The organism is Corynebacterium sp. H130, assembly GCF_037572395.1.
In the GTDB taxonomy this organism is placed as follows: domain Bacteria; phylum Actinomycetota; class Actinomycetes; order Mycobacteriales; family Mycobacteriaceae; genus Corynebacterium.
On sequence record NZ_JBBHLA010000004.1, the window covers coordinates 144,509 to 163,893 of the forward strand.

General features: G+C 59.2%; 17 protein-coding genes and 1 pseudogene. 14 read left to right on the forward strand and 4 right to left on the reverse strand.

Annotated features, from left to right (window positions below; all coding sequences use genetic code 11):
• Positions 1–79: 79 nt before the first annotated feature.
• On the forward strand, positions 80–1,054 hold the full coding sequence (locus WG939_RS08820; RefSeq protein WP_339984830.1) for a malate dehydrogenase: 975 nt from the start codon (positions 80–82) through the stop codon (positions 1,052–1,054).
• A 198-nt stretch (positions 1,055–1,252) separates the two neighbouring features.
• Here WG939_RS08820 and WG939_RS08825 read toward each other — a convergent pair whose 3' ends face one another.
• Positions 1,253–1,906, reverse strand: coding sequence for a hypothetical protein (locus WG939_RS08825; protein WP_339984832.1), 654 nt, complete (start codon positions 1,904–1,906; stop codon positions 1,253–1,255).
• Positions 1,903–2,568, reverse strand: coding sequence for a MerR family transcriptional regulator (locus tag WG939_RS08830; RefSeq protein WP_339984835.1), 666 nt, complete (start codon positions 2,566–2,568; stop codon positions 1,903–1,905). Before WG939_RS08830 ends, WG939_RS08825 begins: the two co-directional genes overlap by 4 nt.
• A 97-nt stretch (positions 2,569–2,665) precedes the next feature.
• On the opposite strand from WG939_RS08830, the gene WG939_RS08835 reads away from it, so the two are divergent.
• Genes WG939_RS08835 through ndk form a run of 6 tightly spaced genes read left to right on the forward strand, consistent with a single transcriptional unit; the run spans position 2,666 to position 9,358 of the window.
• Complete coding sequence (locus WG939_RS08835) at positions 2,666–5,284, forward strand: valine--tRNA ligase (RefSeq protein ID WP_339984837.1); 2,619 nt, start codon at positions 2,666–2,668, stop codon at positions 5,282–5,284.
• An 11-nt stretch (positions 5,285–5,295) separates the two neighbouring features.
• Entirely contained in the window at positions 5,296–6,732 is a 1,437-nt protein-coding gene (locus WG939_RS08840; RefSeq protein WP_339984839.1) for an Hsp70 family protein, read from the forward strand.
• Positions 6,733–6,737: 5 nt separating this feature from the next.
• Complete coding sequence (gene folC, locus WG939_RS08845; protein WP_339984842.1) at positions 6,738–8,198, forward strand: bifunctional tetrahydrofolate synthase/dihydrofolate synthase; 1,461 nt, start codon at positions 6,738–6,740, stop codon at positions 8,196–8,198.
• Entirely contained in the window at positions 8,195–8,608 is a 414-nt protein-coding gene (locus WG939_RS08850) for a DUF4233 domain-containing protein (protein ID WP_339984844.1), read from the forward strand. The genes folC and WG939_RS08850 overlap by 4 nt, the downstream gene beginning before the upstream one ends.
• Positions 8,609–8,621: 13 nt before the next feature.
• Positions 8,622–8,942 carry a hypothetical protein gene (locus WG939_RS08855; RefSeq protein ID WP_339984846.1) on the forward strand — a complete coding sequence of 107 codons (321 nt, stop codon included), beginning with the start codon at positions 8,622–8,624 and terminating at the stop codon, positions 8,940–8,942.
• Positions 8,943–8,947: 5 nt separating this feature from the next.
• The gene (gene ndk, locus WG939_RS08860) at positions 8,948–9,358 is read left to right on the forward strand and encodes a nucleoside-diphosphate kinase (RefSeq protein WP_339984848.1); all 411 of its coding nucleotides are present in this window, start codon (positions 8,948–8,950) and stop codon (positions 9,356–9,358) included.
• Between the two features lie 302 nt (positions 9,359–9,660).
• Here ndk and WG939_RS08865 read toward each other — a convergent pair whose 3' ends face one another.
• Entirely contained in the window at positions 9,661–10,278 is a 618-nt protein-coding gene (locus WG939_RS08865; protein WP_339984850.1) for a hypothetical protein, read from the reverse strand.
• Positions 10,279–10,486: 208 nt separating this feature from the next.
• Between WG939_RS08865 and WG939_RS08870 the strand changes: the two are divergent.
• The 3 genes and pseudogenes from WG939_RS08870 to rpmA form a co-directional block, all read left to right on the forward strand.
• Positions 10,487–13,057 (forward strand): annotated as a pseudogene (locus tag WG939_RS08870) (translation initiation factor IF-2 N-terminal domain-containing protein); the annotation flags it as partial.
• Between the two features lie 159 nt (positions 13,058–13,216).
• Positions 13,217–13,522, forward strand: a complete 306-nt coding sequence (rplU, locus tag WG939_RS08875) for a 50S ribosomal protein L21 (RefSeq protein WP_047240748.1) — start codon at positions 13,217–13,219, stop codon at positions 13,520–13,522.
• 41 nt (positions 13,523–13,563) lie between these two features.
• Positions 13,564–13,830, forward strand: coding sequence for a 50S ribosomal protein L27 (rpmA, locus tag WG939_RS08880; protein WP_339564908.1), 267 nt, complete (start codon positions 13,564–13,566; stop codon positions 13,828–13,830).
• Positions 13,831–13,886: 56 nt separating this feature from the next.
• Here rpmA and WG939_RS08885 read toward each other — a convergent pair whose 3' ends face one another.
• Positions 13,887–14,798: a hypothetical protein gene (locus WG939_RS08885; RefSeq protein WP_339984859.1), complete on the reverse strand. Its 912-nt coding sequence runs from the start codon at positions 14,796–14,798 to the stop codon at positions 13,887–13,889.
• A gap of 134 nt (positions 14,799–14,932) precedes the next feature.
• Between WG939_RS08885 and obgE the strand changes: the two genes are divergently transcribed.
• The 4 genes from obgE (at position 14,933) to WG939_RS08905 (ending at position 19,379) form a co-directional block, all read left to right on the forward strand.
• Positions 14,933–16,444 carry a GTPase ObgE gene (obgE, locus tag WG939_RS08890; protein ID WP_339984861.1) on the forward strand — a complete coding sequence of 504 codons (1,512 nt, stop codon included), beginning with the start codon at positions 14,933–14,935 and terminating at the stop codon, positions 16,442–16,444.
• 11 nt (positions 16,445–16,455) lie between these two features.
• Complete coding sequence (gene proB, locus WG939_RS08895; protein WP_339984863.1) at positions 16,456–17,661, forward strand: glutamate 5-kinase; 1,206 nt, start codon at positions 16,456–16,458, stop codon at positions 17,659–17,661.
• 90 nt (positions 17,662–17,751) lie between these two features.
• A complete protein-coding gene (locus WG939_RS08900) occupies positions 17,752–18,102 on the forward strand; it encodes a hypothetical protein (protein ID WP_339984865.1) in 351 nt (116 codons plus the stop codon).
• 11 nt (positions 18,103–18,113) lie between these two features.
• Positions 18,114–19,379 (forward strand): glutamate-5-semialdehyde dehydrogenase, encoded by a 1,266-nt coding sequence (locus WG939_RS08905; RefSeq protein WP_339984867.1) that lies wholly within the window; start codon positions 18,114–18,116, stop codon positions 19,377–19,379.
• The last annotated feature ends 6 nt before the right edge of the window (positions 19,380–19,385 follow it).

Sequence of the window (19,385 nt, forward strand, 5' to 3'; positions counted from 1 at the left end):
TGTCAATTTTTTGTCCTGTGGAAACGGTGCTTTCTCGCTACGCTGGGTGTTAATGCATCCGGTTTGAAAGGACCAACATATGACCGCCGCAAAGAAGATCACCGTCACCGGCGCTGCCGGTAACATCGCCTACTCCCTCCTCTGGCGCATCGCCAACGGCGACGTCTACGGCAAGGATGTCCCAGTTGAGCTCAACCTTCTCGAGATCGAGTCAGCCCTGCGCGCCACCGAAGGCGTCGCAATGGAGCTCCTGGACTCTGCATTCCCACTGCTGAAGAACATCCGCATCACCGCAAATGCTAACGAGGCTTTCGACGGCGCTTCCGCTGCCTTCCTGGTTGGTGCAAAGCCACGCGGCAAGGGCGAGGAACGCTCTGACCTGCTCGCTGCCAACGGCAAGATCTTCGGACCACAGGGCAAGGCCATCAACGAGGGCGCTGCTGATGACATCCGCGTCGTCGTCGTGGGCAACCCAGCCAACACCAACGCCATGATCGCCATGAACGCAGCTCCAGACGTACCGGCATCTCGCTTCTCCGCTCTCATGCGTCTGGACCACAACCGCGCCCTGTCCCAGCTGGCCACCAAGCTGGACAAGGACTCCACTGACTTCGAGAAGATGGTCATCTGGGGCAACCACTCCGCAACCCAGTTCCCAGACATCACCTACGCAACCTGCGAGGGCAAGCCAGTGTCCGAGCTCGTGGATGCTGACTGGTACAAGGGTGAGTTCATCCCACGCGTCGCAAAGCGTGGCGCTGAAATCATCGAGGTCCGCGGCCACTCGTCCGCAGCCTCCGCAGCTTCCGCAGCTGTCGACCACATGCACGACTGGATCAACGGCACCACCTCTTGGGTCTCCGCTGCAATCCCATCCACCGGTGCATACGGCATCCCAGAAGGGGTCATCGTTGGTATGCCAACCTACGCTGAGGGTGGCGAGTGGAAGGTCGTCGAGGGCCTCGAGCTTTCCGACTTCCAGCGCGAGATGATCGACGCCAACGTCAAGGAGCTTTTCGACGAGCGCGAAGCCGTCAAGGACCTGCTCGGCTAGTCTCTCTTAGTGAAGCGCCCCGCTTTTGTGCGGGGCGTTTTGCGTTACCAGGGTGGGGTTGATAGCGGGTTGTCGGATGAAACGAATCGCTACGCGTTCAATAACTGATTACCGGGGTGTCTGTGATGGGTAGGCGTAGGGGTTTGTACCCGTAAACAAATCGCTATCAACGGCTCACCGGTAGTTCTGAAATGATTGTTAGTCACTCACAAAAGCATTGTCTGGTTCATCCGCCCACAAGTCGATGCGGGACACAGCTACTTCCTGTTTTTGCTGCCACCACCACCGTGGTGATTCCACCAGTACGGGGCGGTTCAACAGTACTTCGATATTGGTCCCTTCCGCACCCCCGAGAATAAGGCCATCATCCGCAATGCAGTGCTGATCCGTGGCAAAGGTTCGGCCGTGTCGAAAGCAAGAGATGGCATCTCGAGGGACGACTGCGACTTGTGCTCCCTTCACCTTAAGTACCAGCGTCGAACCATCGAGGAAACTCGGATAGACGTACTGTCGGCCACAATACGCAATGAGCATGAAGATTCCATAGCCACTTAACGCAGCGAGACTGAGTCGCAAAGCTAGGGAATCCAACAACAGTTCAATGGCGATGAGCTCAATGATCGACGCGCAACCGATGGCGATGGGGAGTGTCCACATCCCTTTGGTGTGCATGATGGGTTGGGCATCGGTGGGAAAGAACTGCTTGCGACGGACCAAGTACCAGAAGTCGCGCCAAAGTTGCAGTTCCTGAAGAAACACCCGGACCGGAAGAACGGATTTGATGCCGTGGCGGGCGGCCTGAGTAATTTGAACTACGAGGAGGACAAGGACAACGAGCCCGAACCATTTCATGGCAGCGCAGCCTCAAGTAGCTTTCGCTGAGTAGGAGAAAGGTCTAGGTCTGAGAGCTGGAATGGCAGAGAACCAGGGCGGAGGGTTTCTTCGATTCCTTGAGTGTAGGCCTGCGGAACAGCTTCCCGGAACTCTTGCAGTACCTCAGTGGTCGGCTCTGAGCAGCTCCAAAGCGCTGCGAGTTTTCGCGTTGCAGCTATGTGGCTGGCTGACTTGAGGTTTCGTGACAATAGCTCCCACGTGCGGGGAGTAGTCACCCCTGCAATGACCATGAGATCAAGCATGGCAATCTCATGCTTGGCAAAATCTGAATTCCCGATGACATCAACGAGCAGTTGCGTGACTGCCCGCGGCGCGCCTACTTCGCCTAGAGCCAACAGCTCTAAGCGACGGCGTTGCTCCGCAATAGCCTGTTCTTGAGCATCCAGATTCGCCTGGGCTTCGGTAACGAGCTCAGAAAGTGGCGCTGTACCGATCTTTTTCAGTGGGACCCCTGCCTGGCTCAAGGTTCTGATTTGGAAGGCGTGCGCCAGGTTATTCACCGAATACTCCCGATAGTTCGCAGACGTGCGACGAGGCTCTGGGAGCACCCCAAGTGCATGGTAGTTGTGAATAGTGCGCACCGAGCAACCGCATGCCTTCGCAACATCAGAAATCTTCATGCCCCAGTTGTAAACCATGACACAGTGTGAGGGTCAAGGAATTCCGGTGTAGAACCCCGCCACTGGTGCAGATGTAGACCGCGTTAAGATAGTCTCCATGACTAATCGCGCGGACAAACTTCCAAAGAGCTGGGACCCGAAGGCCGTCGAAAAGGGCCTGTACGAGGGTTGGGTAGAAAAGGGCTACTTCACTGCTGATCCAAGCAGTGACAAACAGCCATTCTCCGTTATGTTGCCGCCGCCGAACGTGACGGGCCAGCTCCACATGGGCCACGCGCTGAACAACACGCTCATCGACGCCATCACCCGTCGCAAGCGCATGCAGGGCTTCGAGGTCCTGTGGCTGCCGGGCATGGACCACGCCGGCATTGCGACGCAGACCAAGGTCGAGGCGATGCTGCGTGAGACCGAGGGCAAGAAGCGCTGGGATTATGAGCGCGAGGAGTTCATCGAGAAGGTTTGGGAGTGGAAGCGCGAATACGGCGGACGCATTACCAACCAGATGCGCGCCATCGGTTCCGGCGTCGACTGGTCCCGCGAGCGCTTTACGCTGGATGAGGGCTTGTCCAACGCTGTTCAGACCATCTTTAAGCAGCTGTACGACCAGGGCATGATTTACCGCGCGAATCGCCTGGTCAACTGGTCCCCAGTGCTCGAGACCGCTGTCTCCGACATTGAGGTCGTGTACAAGGACGTCGAAGGCGAGCTCGTCTCTATCCTCTACGGCGATCCAGACGGCGACCACGTTATTGTCGCCACCACCCGTGTCGAGACGATGCTTGGCGACGTTGCTGTCGCTGTCCACCCAGATGATGAGCGTTACAAGGACCTCGTCGGCAAAAAGCTTCCACACCCATTCATCGAAGGCCGCGAGATGATCGTGGTTGCCGATACCTACGTCGACCCAGAGTTCGGCACCGGCGCCGTAAAGATTACCCCAGCTCACGACCCTAACGACTACGCCCTTGGCCAGCGCCATGACCTGGACATGCCAACCATCATGGACGCCACCGGCCACATCTCCGACACCGGCACCCAGTTCGATGGCATGGACCGCTTCGAGGCCCGCGTGAAGATCCGCGAAGCCTTGGCCGCACAAAACAGAATCGTGAAGGAAGTGCGCCCATACCTGCACTCCGTCGGCCACTCCGAGCGCTCCGGCGAGCCAATCGAGCCACGCCTGTCCCTGCAGTGGTTCGTAAAGGTAGAGGAGCTGGCCAAGATGGCCGGCGACGCCGTGCGTAATGGCGACACCAAGATCCACCCAACGAATCTCGAGCCTCGTTACTTCGACTGGGTCGATGACATGCACGACTGGACCATCTCGCGCCAGCTGTGGTGGGGCCACCGCATCCCGATCTGGTACGGACCAGAGGGCGAAGTCGTCTGCGTCGGACCTGGCGAGACTGCACCTGAGGGTTACGTCCAGGACGAAGACGTCCTCGACACCTGGTTCTCCTCCGCACTGTGGCCGTTCTCCACGATGGACTGGCCAGAGGGCTCCCCAGAGCTGGAGAAGTTCTACCCAACGTCCGTGCTGGTCACCGCCTACGACATTCTGTTCTTCTGGGTTGCCCGCATGATGATGTTCGGCACCTTCGCAGGCAAGAACTCCGACCTGCCGAAGATCCCGTTCACCGACATCTTCCTTCACGGCCTCGTCCGCGACGAGCAGGGCCGCAAGATGAGTAAGTCCCTGGGCAATGGCATTGACCCAATGGATTGGGTGGAGAAGTACGGTGCCGACGCCCTGCGCTTCACCCTGGCTCGTGGCGCCAACCCTGGCGTTGACCTGCCGGTGGGCGAAGACGCCGCACAGAGCTCCCGCAACTTCGCTACGAAGCTCTTCAACGCAACGAAGTTCGCCCTGATGAACGGCGCAAAGGTCGGCGACCTCCCAGCCCGCGATGAGCTGACGGATGCTGACAAGTGGATCCTCGACCGCCTCGAGACAGTCCGCGCGGAAGTCGACGATTACCTGGATCGTTACCAGTTCTCCAAGGCTAACGAAGCCCTCTTCCACTTCGTCTGGGACGAGTTCTGCGACTGGTACCTGGAGATCGCCAAGACTCAGATGAACGAGAATACTCAGATCGTTCTCGGCCGCGTCCTGGACGTGGTGCTGCGTCTGCTGCACCCAGCGATGCCATTCGTTACCGAGGTCCTCTGGCAGGCGCTTACCGACGGCGAATCGCTCGTCATCGCCCAGTGGCCAACGGCCGAGATGACCAACGGCGGCCTCCCAGTCGATGAAACCGCAGCTCGTCGCATCGACGATGCCCAAAAGCTCATCACCGAGATCCGTCGCTTCCGCTCCGACCAGGGAGTGAAGCCATCCCAGTGGGTTCCTGCTCGTCTTGACTTTGAAAAGGTGGACCTGGAAGGCCTCGAGGAGACGATTCGTGGCCTGGCACGCGTCGAGAAGCCAGCGGAGGAGTTCGCAGCCACCGCAAGCATCGAGGTGCGCCTGGCTCAGGGCACTGTAGAGGTCGAGCTCGATACCTCCGGAAGTGTGGACGTTGAGGCCGAGCGCAAGCGCCTGGAGAAGGACCTGAAGGTGGCGGAGAAGGAGCTCGATACGACGGCGAAGAAGCTGGGTAACGAGGCATTCTTGGCGAAGGCTCCGGAGGCTGTGGTGGAGAAGATCCGCGCGCGTCAGGCGCTGGCCAAGGAAGAGTTCGAGCGCATCACTGCGCGCCTGAAGGAGCTCGGCTAGGGTCTACAGTCATGCACTTCGGCATCGACTTCGGCACCACAAGAACCGTCATCGCAGCCGTTGACCGCGGGAATTACCCCGTGGTCGCGGTTGCTGACACATACGGTGACATGCGGGAATACATTCCGACCGTGGTGGCGCTCGATGGCGAAAAGCTCGTTGCGGGCTGGGAGGCAGAGGAGCGGCCACATAAGCTGCGCTCGTTTAAGCGATTCCTCTCCGACCCGCAGGCGCACCCCAGCATGAAGGTGCGCATCGGGGACAGCGAACGAACGCTGGAAGAAATCCTCGACGCGTTCGCCCAGGAAGTAGTGCGTAAACTGCAGGAACACTGCCAAAGCGAACACATTGATGTTGTGTTGGGAGTGCCCGCCAACGCGCACTCGGCGCAGCGCCTCATGACGCTGGCCGCTTTCACCAAGGCAGGGGCTACGGTCACCGGCATGGTGAACGAGCCATCCGCCGCGGCCTTTGAATACACCCACCGCCACGCGCGGACGCTCAACGCGAAGCGCCGCGCCGTCATCGTCTATGACCTCGGCGGAGGCACCTTCGACTGCACCTTGCTGCGTATCGAGGACCATGAACACGTGGTGGAGAAGACCGTTGGTATCTCTCGTCTTGGTGGCGACGACTTCGATGAACTGCTCGCAGACCTTGCCCGCAAGAAGTTGGGTAAGGACGCCGACCTTCTTGAGGAAGCCCGACTGGCCAAGGAGCAGCTCAAGCCCCAAACCAAGCGGATGTACTTGGACGCAGGCGATGACGCTGTTGTTGTTCCGGCCGAAGAGTTCTACGAGGCAGCCACACCGTTGGTGGAGCAGACCTATGAGGTGCTTCAGCCACTCATCGGTGATTCGGAAAGCCTCACCGACACCGACATTGCGGGCATTTACCTGGTCGGCGGCGCGAGCTCCCTCCCGCTGATTCCGCGGTTGCTGCGCGAACGATACGGCCACCGCGTCCACCGCTCTCCACTGCCAACCGCATCCACCGCGGTGGGACTGGCGATCTTTGCCGACCCCGAATCAGACTTCAAACTCCGCGACAAAGTCTCCCGAGGCATCGGAGTGTTCCGCGAACGCAACCATGGCGCAGAGGTCAGCCTCGATACTGTCCTCGAGCCGGGCCTGGCAGAACAGCACGAAGTGCAGCGCCGATACTGGGCAGCGCACAACATTGGCTGGTTCCGCTACGTCGAATTCTCCGCCACTAGCCCCGGCGACTTCAGCATCCTGGCTGAGCTCCTCGTCCCGTTTGATCCGGCCCTCAGGCACCATTCCCAAGAAGAACTCGCGCAGGTGCCAGTCCAACGCTGGCCGGACGGCTATCCGTGGCCCGAGGTCGTGGAAAGCATCAGCATGGATTCCAACGGGATCGCCTCCATCAAGATTGGTATTCCGGCAGAAAGCTTTGAAGTGGCCGTCGACGTGCGTGCGCTACACTAATCCGCATGGCTGAACACGAGGTTTCCCTGGGAGAATCAGGGCTGATGCTGCCCATCGACGCGGCAGGTCCCGCCAACGAACCCGAGTCACGAGAAATCACTGCCGAGGACTTGGCAGAGCTCGCGCGGGTAGAAGCAGAACTGGATCAGCGCTGGTCCGAGACTCAAATCGACCCGACGTTGGAGCGCATCGAACTGCTCATGGATCTGCTCGGTAATCCAGAGCGTTCCTTCCCCGCGATCCACGTGGCCGGAACCAACGGCAAGACCTCGACCGTCCGCATGATCGAATCGCTGCTGCGCGCGTTCCACCGCCGCACCGGTCGCACCACGAGCCCGCACCTGCAGCTCGTCACCGAGCGCATCGCCATCGACGGCCTCCCGATCCACCCTCGCGACTACGTGCGCACCTGGGAAGAAATCAAGCCTTACGTTGAGATGGTCGATGCCCGCTCCGAAGTGCCGATGAGCAAATTCGAAGTGCTCGTCGCCATGGCCTACGCAGCCTTCGCAGACGCACCGGTTGATGTCGCCGTCGTGGAGGTTGGCCTGGGTGGTCGCTGGGATGCCACCAACGTCATCAACGCGGACGTCAACGTCATCACCCCAATCGGCCTCGACCACACCGGAATCCTCGGAGACACGATTGCACAGATCGCAGGGGAGAAGGCCGGCATCATCAAGTCCCGCTGGGACAAAGATGACCTGCTCGCACCACCGGACAACGTCGTGGTCATCGCCGAACAGGAGCCGGACGCAATGACGGTCCTGCTGGAAAAAGCCGTCTCTGTGGACGCTGCGGTTGCGCGCGTTGGGTCTGAATTCGGCGCAGTGTCCAGCACGATCGCTGTCGGTGGCCAGCAAGTCACCCTCAAGGGGCTGGGCGGTGTGTACGAGGACATTTTCCTGCCACTGTCTGGTGAGCACCAGGCGCGCAATGCTGCTGTCGCGCTCGCTGCCGTCGAAGCATTCTTCGGCGCGGGCCCGGGACGACAGCTGGACCTCGACACCGTCCGCGAGGGCTTTGCCCAGGTGGAATCCCCAGGCCGCCTCGAGCGCGTGCGTGGCACCCCTACTGTCTTCATCGATGCAGCTCACAACCCGCACGGAGCAGCTGCCCTCGGCAAGGCATTGGACCGAGACTTCAACTTCAGCCGCATCATCGGCGTCATCTCCGTCCTCGCTGACAAGGACGTCCGCGGCGTCTTGCTTGCACTCGAGCCATTCCTCAGCGAAGTGATCATCACCCAAAACACCTCGCCACGCGTAATGGACGCCTACGAACTCGCCGAGCTCGCCCGCGACATTTACGGCGACGAGCGGGTGCGCGTCGAGGAGCGCCTTGTCGACGCCGTCGACGCCGCCATCGAACTGGCCGATGAGAACCCAGGATCTGGCATCATCATCACTGGCTCTGTTGTGACTGCGGGCGAGGCTCGCGCACTGTTTGGAAAGGAACCTGCATGAGTAAGCCTGAATACGGTCCTCTTGGCCCCGGTCACGCCCCGGCGAAAGACCCCATGAAAGGCCTTCGTGGCGTCATGGCGGGCACTTTAGTGATGGAAGCAATTTCTATCTTGCTGGTGCTCACCGTCATCCTTCGCGTTGATGGTGGCGAGCACTGGACGCCACTGAACTGGGGTTACGTGACTTTTGTGGGCGTTGCCATGTTCGTCTGGGCTTTCATGCAGCGGCTTCCCTTTGCGCTGCCGGTAAACCTCGGGCTGCAGGTGCTGGCCGTAGCTGGATTCTTCGTGCATCCGTCCATGGGCATCATGGGTCTGGTTTTCGTGGGAGTATGGGCATACATCCTCGTGCTGCGCAAGAACCTAATCGAGCGTATGCGACGTGGTCTGCTCACTACTCAGCACACCTAGGAGCTACGTTTTCATGTTCATGCGTAATCTCGACTTCTTCGCAGCTGCGATCTTTGCCTTGCTTGCCATCTATGTGCGCGCTGCAGGAATGGGAATGTGGCTGGCGATCGTGTTCATCATCGCTGCAGGCTCCAGCCTTATTTCGGGCATGGTCAAGCGTAATAACCGTCTGCGGTTGGAGCGTGAGCCTATCACCCTCACACCAGAACAAGTCAAGATTATCCGCGATCTGAAAGCGCAGGATAAGGGCTATGCCGCGATGAAGCAGGTGCGCCTGTGGTACCGCTATTGCGACCTTAAGACTGCAGTGGAACTAGTAGAGAAGGTAAAGTAACTGCCATGACTGAACGTACTCTGATCCTCATCAAGCCAGACGGTGTTGCAAACGGCCACGTTGGCGAAATCATCACCCGCATCGAGCGCAAGGGCCTCAAGCTCGTCGCCATGGACCTGCGCATCGCAGACAAGGAAACCGCTGAGAAGCACTACGCTGAGCACGCCGACAAGCCATTCTTCGGCGAGCTGGTTGAGTTCATCACCTCCGCACCACTGGTTGCTGGCATCGTTGAGGGCCCACGCGCCATCGAAGCTTGGCGTCAGCTGGCCGGTGGCACCGACCCAGTGTCCAAGGCAACCCCTGGCACCATCCGCGGCGACTTCGCACTGACCGTTGGCGAGAACGTCGTCCACGGCTCCGACTCCCCAGAGTCCGCAGAGCGCGAAATCGGCATCTGGTTCCCAAACCTCTAAGCTCTTAGGTTCCAGGCCCGTCTCCTTGTTGTGGGAGGCGGGCTTTTTGCTTGTGCTTATCGGGTTTTCCGGGATGTGTGTTGTCGGCCGGAGGGTTTGTGTCTTTTGCTGAGTTTAGGAACCTGAGTTTCGGAGGGGATGCGGTTGTTTTGCCCTCGGCCGGAGGGATTTCATCCCTAAACTCGGGTTCTTAAACTCCGGTTTCCGGGCTAGTCCCTCCGTTTGTGCGGGGTTTGCTGGTTATCGGTGGTATTCATTAGGAGTGGCCTGGGATTCCCGCAGAAGTGATCCCGTTGTAACGGCTAATCCCTAGAAACGAGCTCCACGTACGTGCCACCCACTTCCGAAAGATCCGCCAAACCGACCTTCGCGAGTGCCACGCTGGATTGGAGTACCTCGATTTCCGGTACATCCAGCTGCTTAGCCAAGTAGTCGATTCGGACTCGGGTGCCGTCGATCGCTCCCAGGTTCAGGAGTTTCTTCATCAGTGCTTCGTGCTGGGCCGCTACTTCGGCAACCTCTGGTTCGCGAAGCTTGGCGGCTAGCTGTGCGCGGGCCTCGCGAGTCTGCCAGCGAGAGATGCGTTCCTGTTGGTTCGTCGCAGTAAAGAGAGAGTAGGCCATGAGGATCGTGAACAACACGAAAGTGAGAACGCGATCCGAAATTAGATGCAGCAGCGCGAAGGCTCCCAGCGCGGAAAACATTGCGGAAAGTGGATAGGCGACAAAATATGGCGCTGGTGGATGAACTCGGTAGACATCAATTACGTCAAGTGGGCGTTTCTTCAGTCCTAGTGTGGCGAAGCTCGCGATCATGAAAAGGAACACGATGGCCCAGAACCAGGGTTGGTCGTCGTAAAGCCCGGTTGCGAGGGCGGCGGTGAGCATAGCAGATGTGCCAATTGCCACAAGTTTCCACATGTTTCCCATCATAGCCACGCTGTATCTGCATGGGCGGGCGCGGTTGTGACACAATGGAGTGCACGAACGCTGTTGTTCGCTCCTTAATGAGGATCGCTGAACGACGGGCGGACGGAGAAGACTTGAAAAAATCCAATAGTGCGCGACCTGTGCGGCGGCTTTATATGCGCCCGGGACAAGCGCACATAAATGAACATAGGAGTGGACCGTGGCAAACGGCGTAGCAGAATTTGATAGAAGTCAGCTAGGGGAGAAGACGCGTGTCCACCTGCTGGCGAAGGCTATCGGGCTGAGCTCGAAAGAGCTGATTGACCAGCTGAAAGAGATGGGTCTGAAGAAGGTCGCGCAGTCTACGCTAAGCAAGGACGAAGCTGAGCGCCTGTTGGATGCACTGGCCGGAACGGACGAAACCCCAGAGGTCGACGAGGCGCTGCGCAAGCGCGTCGAGGCTAATGTGGCCAATGAGATCCATCAGATCGAGGAAAAGGTTGAGCGCGAGCTCAGCGCAATTGACTTGACTCCAGCTCCGGAAGAGGAGCTGCTGGAGGACATCGAGCCTGCCATCACCCCAGCTCCGGAGAATATTTTCATCCCGCCTATTTTCAAGGCGCCGGAGCCAGTTGTGGTCGAAGAGCCTGCTGATGAAGAGGAAACTGCTGCCCCGAAGCGCCGCGGTCGTCGTGGCAAGGGCCGTGGCAAGGCTGTTGAAGAGCCGGTGGTTGAGGAAGAAGTCACCGACGAGCCAGTGGGCATCAAGGGCTCCACTCGCCTGGAGGCTCAGCGTCGCCGTCGTTCTGAGCTGCGCGAAGAGGGCCGCAAGAAGCGCCACATCGTTTCCGAAGCTGAGTTCCTTGCTCGCCGCGAGTCCGTTGAGCGCGTGATGGTTGTTCGCGAGCGTGAGCGCGAGGACGGACTTGGTCGTGTGACCCAGGTTGGCGTTCTCGAAGACTCCATGCTTGTCGAGCACTTCGTCACCTCCGATACCCAGTCCACCATGGTGGGCAACATCTACCTCGGCCGCGTCCAGAACGTGCTGCCATCCATGGAAGCCGCATTCATCGACATCGGAAAGGGCCGCAACGGCGTGCTCTACGCCGGCGAAGTCGACTGGCGCAGCGCTGGCCTCGGCGGCCGTTCCCGCAAGATTGAGCAGGCACTCAAGTCGGGCGATCAGGTGCTCGTGCAGGTCACCAAGGATCCGGTGGGGCACAAGGGCGCACGCTTAACGACGCAGATTTCCCTTGCGGGTCGCTTCTTGGTGTACGTCCCAGGCGGACGCTCGGCCGGCATTTCCCGGAAACTGCCAGAGCCAGAGCGTCGTCGCTTGAAGGAAATCCTGAAGGAAGTAGTCCCAGGTGATGGCGGGGCCATCATTCGTACCGCTGCCGAAGGCGTGCACGAGCGTGAAATCGGAGCCGACGTCAACCGTCTGCACACCCTGTGGGAGCAGATCCAGGATCGCACCGCGAAGGAAAAGTCCTCCAAGGGTGCGAAGCCTGTCACCATGTACGAAGAGCCAGACATGCTGGTCAAGGTTGTCCGTGACCTGTTCAATGAGGACTTTGACAAGCTCATTGTTGACGGCGATCGCCCGTGGAACACCGTGTCCGCATACGTGAAGTCGGTGGCGCCTGATCTTTACGATCGCCTGGAAAAGTACGAGTCCTACGACCACGGTGGCGCGGACGCCTTCGAGACTTACCGCATTGACGAGCAGCTCCACAAGGCCCTCGCTCGCAAGGTGTGGCTGCCTTCCGGTGGCACCCTCGTCATTGACCGCACCGAGGCGATGACCGTTATCGACGTCAACACCGGCAAGTTCACCGGTTCCGGTGGCAACCTGGAAGAGACCGTCACCAAGAACAACTTGGAAGCTGCCGAAGAAATCGTGCGCCAGATGCGCCTGCGTGACATGGGCGGCATGATCGTCATCGACTTCATCGACATGGTCCTCCCAGAAAATCAGGACCTGGTGCTGCGCCGCCTCACCGAGGCCCTCGGTCGTGACCGTACCCGGCACCAGGTTTCCGAGGTCACTTCGCTTGGTCTGGTGCAGGTCACCCGCAAGAAGCTCGGAACTGGCCTGCTCGAGACCTTCTCATCCGAGTGTGAATGCTGCCAGGGGCGCGGAATAATCCTGCACACCGATCCAATCGACCAGGACGATGATCGCCCTATCTACGGCAAGAAAGCCGCTAAGGCTGCCGAAAAGAAGCGCGAGCCAAAGGAACACCCTGCCATCAAGGCGATGCACCGCGAAGAGGAAGCGGAGGAGCCAAGCATTGAAGAGCTCGCCGCTGCTGTCGTCGTGGTGGAACCAGAGGTTAAGGAAGAAAAGCGTCCTTCGAGGCGTCGCCGTGGCCGTCGGGGTTCCGATAGCAAGTCCTCCGAAAACAAGGTGTCTGAGATCGAAAAGATTGCTGCAGAAGCTGTAGCAACAGCTGATGAAGCAGATCCAGAAGAACCATCGGGTGCATCCTACGAACAGGCATTGGAGGAGTACAACAACTCGCCACGCCGTCGACGCGCCACGCGCGGAAACTCGAAGTCGGACGTGCCTCCACGCAAGGCTGATTTCGAACCGAAGGTAGAGCCAAAGGAAGAAGAGCTACCAAAGGAAGACGTCACGGTTATTCCGGCGCCTCGCAAGGGACGTCGCCGGGTAGTGAAGCGCCTCGCGGCTACCGATAATCCGGCTGCGGTCGTCGATAAGCCTGTGAAGTCTCAGCCTTCACAGGGGTCACAGCCGTCTCGCGGGCGTCGTCGGGTAGTTCGCCGCACAAGTAGGTAGCGAGCACGCGGTTTGTATTTTTAGGCGTTTACCGGGTAGTCTTTGACAGTCGCTGTTTACAGCAAGGTAAACGCAAAAAATCATTTGTCCATTCGGGTGCGCATCCGCGCGTCCGAGCCGAGTTCTAGATAAAGGGGTAGCCCTCCTATGTATGCGATCGTCAAGACCGGCGGAAAGCAGTACAAGGTTGCCGAAGGTGACCTCGTCAAGGTCGAGAAGATCGAGGGTGAGCCAGGTTCGTCCGTGGCTCTCACCCCGGTTCTGCTCGTCGATGGCGCAACTGTAACCACCGATGCTGAAAAGCTTTCGAAGGTCAGCGTTAACGCTGAGATCGTCGAGCACACCAAGGGCCCGAAGATCAAGATTCTGAAGTACAAGAACAAGACTGGTTACAAGAAGCGTCAGGGCCACCGTCAGCCACTGACCGTTGTCAAGGTAACCGGCATCAAGTAAGCCGGCAGGCTTTGTAGATTTCCTGAAGGAGGGAAAACCAAATGGCACATAAGAAGGGTGCATCCTCGACCTCTAACGGTCGTGATTCCGAGGCAAAGCGCCTTGGCGTTAAGCGCTTCGGTGGTCAGCAGGTCAAGGCCGGCGAGATCCTCATCCGTCAGCGCGGAACCAAGTTCCACCCAGGCGAGAACGTTGGCCGTGGTGGCGACGACTCCCTGTTCGCTCTCAAGGCTGGCGCTGTCCAGTTCTCCACCAAGCGCAACCGTCGCATGGTGAACATCGTCCCAGCTGAGGCTGTAGAGGCGTAAGAGCTTTACAAAAACAAGGACCCCGCTTAGGCGGGGTCTTTGTCGTTTCGAAGGTCCTACCGTTCAATCATGTTGTTATCGGCAATAGTAATCTTGCCGTGTGGCCACACATCCTTAAAGTCTTGAGGCTTTGGATGCGGCTCGTCCTTCTTTCGGTAGTTCTCCGGCAGCAGTACAAGATCGCCATCGCCGTAGACTCTCGCACCAGTGATGCCACGCCCTTCCAACTTGGGCTGCAATTCTAGGAGCCATGAAATTGCTTGCGGGGCTTCCTCCGGTTTTGCAGTGACTGACCACAGAAAGTTGCCCTTTGACTTCTCTCCTCCGCACTCGACCAGTCGTAACTCCAGGGTTGGTGAATTAGGCAACGTGCTGGAGCTTTCGATAGCAGCTTTGCTGTCCTTGAAAAAGTTGGTGCAGGAGGAGTCTTTCATTTTGTACCACTTGACTTCGCTGCGATCACCCTCGATCCGGATCCAGTCGGCCGAACGAGGTGCAGCAAAGGCGAGGTCGAGAAGCACTTCGATGTCTTTCCCTAGATGCCCATTCGAGACGATGTCGATGCTTCGCTCGCCCCACGACTTAAACGAATAGTCTTGGTGACCGATTTTCCACTTCTTTGGCGTGGATGCGCGCAGTTCTTTGTCGATGCCGGTGACGATTGCGCGCCCCCGAGCCTTATCTACGGGCTCACGTGCGGTGACGTCGATTGAGAGCTTTGGATTGCTGTGCTTTTTGTTGCGGGATTTCACGGACACAGTCGCGTCTTCGCCAGCAACGTCTTTCAGTGAGTTCGTGATGTGCAGGATCGTGGCAGTCTCAGCTTCGGTGAGTGGCTCCTCGATGAGGGTCTTTTCCCATAGAAAGTTGCCACCTGCAAGTAGGCCGCCAACGAAAAGGAGGCTCAATATGATGACGCTTGCACAACCACCTAGGAGGCCGAGTGCAATCACCGTTGCCTTGTTCATACCTATGAAGCTACCGCGACGCAGCAGCGAAGTGACGGATCAAGGGCCAAACCGTTATACTCAATCGAATCTCGCCAGGGCACCTAGGATGGGAGCCGTAGGCGTCGAAAAGCATGCAATAGATAGGAACACCCATGAACCGTTTTGTTGACCGCGTGGTCTTGCACCTTCAGGCTGGCGACGGCGGAAACGGGTGTGCTTCCATCCACCGCGAGAAGTTCAAGCCACTGGGTGGCCCTGACGGCGGTAACGGCGGACATGGTGGCGACATCATCCTTGAGGCCAGCCCACAGGTGCACACCCTGCTCGACCTGCACTACCGCCCGCACATCAAGGCGCAGCGAGGCGCCAATGGCGCTGGTGATCACCGCAACGGTGCTCGTGGTGAGGACCTGGTGCTGGAGGTGCCAGCCGGTACCGTCGTGATGAATGACAAGGGCGAGGTCATGGCCGACCTGACTGCACACGGCATGCGCTACATTGCAGCTGAAGGTGGCCACGGTGGCCTCGGCAATGCTTCACTGGCTAGCCGCTCCCGCAAGGCTCCGGGCTTCGCTCTCAACGGTGAACCAGGCGAGCAGCACGACGTCATCTTGGAGCTCAAATCCATGGCTGACGTCGGACTCCTCGGCTTCCCATCTGCTGGCAAGTCGAGCTTGATCTCGGTCATTTCTGCCGCAAAGCCGAAGATCGGCGATTACCCATTCACTACGCTGCAGCCGAACCTTGGCGTGGTGGAGGTTGGACACGAGACCTTCACCATCGCTGACGTTCCTGGCCTCATCCCGGGGGCAAGCGAAGGCAAGGGACTGGGCTTGGACTTCCTCCGCCACATCGAGCGCACTGCTGTGCTTGCGCACATCATCGACACCGCAACGATGGAGCCAGGTCGCGATCCAATCTCTGACATCGAGGCGCTTGAAGAAGAGCTGGCGAAGTACGAGTCTGCGCTGGCCGGTGACGTCGGGCTGGGTGATCTGAAGGATCGCCCGCGCATCGTTGTGCTGAACAAGACCGATGTTCCGGAGGCGCTTGAGCTGGCTGAATTCCTCAAGGCTGAGATTGAGGAGAAGTTCGGCTGGCCGGTATTTATCATCTCGGCTGTCGCGCACCAGGGCCTCGAGCCACTGAAGTACAAGCTCTTGGAGATCGTGCAGCAGCACCGCAAGGCGAATCCGAAGGCAAAGGCTGAGGTCCGCACGATTATCCGTCCGAAGGCTGTGGACGCGGTGGACAACAAGCAGGGCTTCGTCGTTGAGGAAGACCCTGAATTTGAGGGCGCGTTCATCGTTCGTGGTGAAAAGCCAGAGCGCTGGATTCTGCAGACCGACTTCGAAAACGACGAGGCGATCGGCTACCTCGCGGACCGCCTGGCACGTGCGGGCGTCGAGGATGCGTTGTACAAGGCCGGCGCCGTCGAGGGCGCGCAGGTGACCATCGGTGGTGTGAGCTTCGAATGGGAGCCAATGACCGCCGCCGGCACCGACACCCCAATGACCGGACGAGGCACCGACGTGCGCCTGGAGCGCACCGACCGTGTTTCTGCAGCAGAGCGTAAGCGCGCTTCCCAGGCTCGTCGTGGCCTCATCGACGAGTTCGACTATGGCGAGGGGGAAGTGGCCGATCGTGATCGCTGGCAGGGCTAGAATTAGCTCTCATGCACTCTCTGCCACACACGCCGTATAACCTCGACTCGACCAAACCCGCGCAATTCCCAGATGCGCTGGCGAGCGGTCCGGCGTTCGGGCACGAGTCAGAACTTCGCGAGCGGATCTCCAAGGCCCGCCGCGTGGTGGTCAAGATTGGTTCTTCTTCGCTCACTGCGCCTGACCACACCGTTGACGTGGCGAAAATTGACCGCATTGTCGACGCGCTGCAGGCACGCATGAGCCGCAACACCGACATCGCTGTCGTGAGCTCCGGCGCTATCGCTGCTGGCATGGCGCCTTTGGGCCTCAAGAATCGTCCGACCGACCTTCCAACCAAACAAGCAGCTGCGGCCGTTGGCCAGGTTTATTTGGCTCACCAGTGGGGTATCAGTTTCGCCAGGTACGGCAGGGCAGTGGGACAGGTTCTGCTGACCGCGAGCGACGCAGGGCAGCGCGACCGCGCCCGTAATGCGCAAAACACTATCGACCGGCTTCGCCAGCTCCGCACCGTGCCGATCATCAACGAAAACGACACCGTCGCCACGTCCGAGGTGCGTTTCGGTGACAACGACCGGCTCGCTGCCATCGTCGCCAACCTGATCAGTGCCGACGCATTGGTGCTGCTTAGCGACGTCGATGGCCTCTATGACAAGAACCCTACGGATCCCACGGCCCGCTTCATCTCAGAGGTGCGCGACAGTCGCGATTTGGAGGGAGTTATCGCCGGTGGTGGCGGCTCCGTTGGTACGGGTGGCATGGCAACGAAGCTTTCCGCCGCGGGCCTGGCTACCCGTGGCGGAATCCCTGTGCTCTTGACCAGCGCTGACAACATTGGTCCTGCACTTGATAGGGCAGACGTCGGTACGGTTTTCCACCCGAAGGCCAATGCGCTAAATGCTTGGAAGTTTTGGGCGCTGTATGCGGCCGATACTGCAGGTACCCTGCGCCTCGATGCAGGCGCAGTGAAAGCTGTGACCTCGGGCGGTACTTCGCTGCTCGCGGTGGGTATCACCGAGATCGAGGGTGATTTCCATGCAGGTGACATCGTGGACATCATCGGCCCGGCAGGGGAGATCGTGGGGCGCGGCGAAGTGGCCTTTGACTCGAAGACTCTGCTGACTATGCTCGGCAAGCACACCCACGAGCTGCCAGAGGGCATGCAGCGACCAGTGGTACACGCCGATTACTTGTCCAACTTCGCCTCCCGAGCCTGACTGAGGAATTTTCAGTTAGGGGGTGTGTGAGGTCCCCGGAGAGACTAGGCTAATTAGCCACATACTGTTTGGTCTAGAAAAGGAAACCTCATGAAGTCTCTGTCTAAGTCCCTGGTTGCTGCTGGTCTTGCAACTGCTCTGACTCTTTCTGCTGCTCCTGCCTACGCACAGTCCTCTGAGCCTGCTCCAACTACCGATACCACCACCACTCAGACCGATAACTCCATGGCCCCAGGCACCATCGGTGCTCTCGTTGGCTCTTCCGTGGTTGGCTTGGGCGCTGCGCTGGCAACCCAGGGCCAGGCTCCACTGCTGGACATCGCAAAGATCCAGGAAGGTTTCTCTAACCCTGCTCTGATGCCTTACGCTGCTGCGTTCACCGCGGGCATTCTTGGTCTTGGCGCTGTCATTGGCACCATGATCGCAAACGCAGTCGGCTAAAATTTGTCGGTATGACTGTTGATACCGGCTCGTACACCACTGAACGCGAAGAAGTCCTGGCCAAAGCCCGTAAGGCTAAAGCGATCACGAGCATCATTGCTCGCCTGACCACAGGCCAGAAGGACGAAGTGTTGGTGGCGGCCGGTCACCGGCTCATCGAGCGCAGCGCAGACATCATCGCAGCAAATGCGAAAGATATCGCTGCTGGTCGCGAGGCCGGAATGGACGATTCGATCATCGATCGCCTGTCGTTGGACGAGCAGCGCATCGCCGGCATCGCGGGGGGATTGTTCCAGGTCGCAGGCCTGAAGGACCCGGTGGGGGAAGTGCTTCGTGGCGGGGTGATGCCGAACGGCATCCAGATGAAGCAAATTCGAGTGCCTCTCGGTGTCATGGGCATGGTGTATGAAGCACGCCCAAATGTCACGGTAGATGCCTTCGGACTCGCGCTGAAATCCGGCAATGTGGCGCTGCTACGTGGCTCGAAGTCAGCGCGCAATTCAAACGTGGCCCTGGTACAGATTTTGCAGGAAGTGCTGGTTGAGCACGGCATTCCTGCTGAAGCTGTGCAGCTTTTGCCTTGCGAAACTCACGAGAGCGTCAAAGACCTCATCACCGCCCGCGGGCTGGTGGACGTGGTCATTCCGCGCGGTGGCGCGGGACTGATCAACGCAGTGGTCACGGGAGCGACGGTGCCAACCATCGAAACAGGCACTGGCAACTGCCATGTCTACATTGACCGCGACGCCGATCCAGCCATCGCGGTGGACATTCTCCTCAACTCGAAGACCCGCCGCCCGAGCGTATGCAACACTGCGGAAACCGTCCTCCTGGACTCCGCCCTCGCGGATCCGCAGCACTACATCAAGGCCCTGCAGGCCGCGGGTGTGAAGGTTCATGGTGACGTCGAAAAGCTCGGCGCTGACGTTGAGGCGGGCGAGGACGACTTCGCCGACGAGTACCTCAGCATGGACATCGCAGTCGCGCTTGTCGACGGCGTAGACGGCGCAATCGAGCACATTGCTCGTTACTCGTCCGGGCATACGGAAGCGATCGTGACCAGCAACATTGTCACTGCGCAGCGCTTCGCGGACACGGTTGATGCGGCTGCTGTGATGATCAATGCGTCCACCGCATTCACTGATGGTGAGCAGTACGGCATGGGTGCAGAAATCGGTATCTCCACGCAAAAGCTGCACGCCCGTGGCCCAATGGCGTTGCCGGAGCTCACCTCCACCAAATGGGTGCTGCAGGGGACTGGACAGACCCGTCCTTAAAACTCA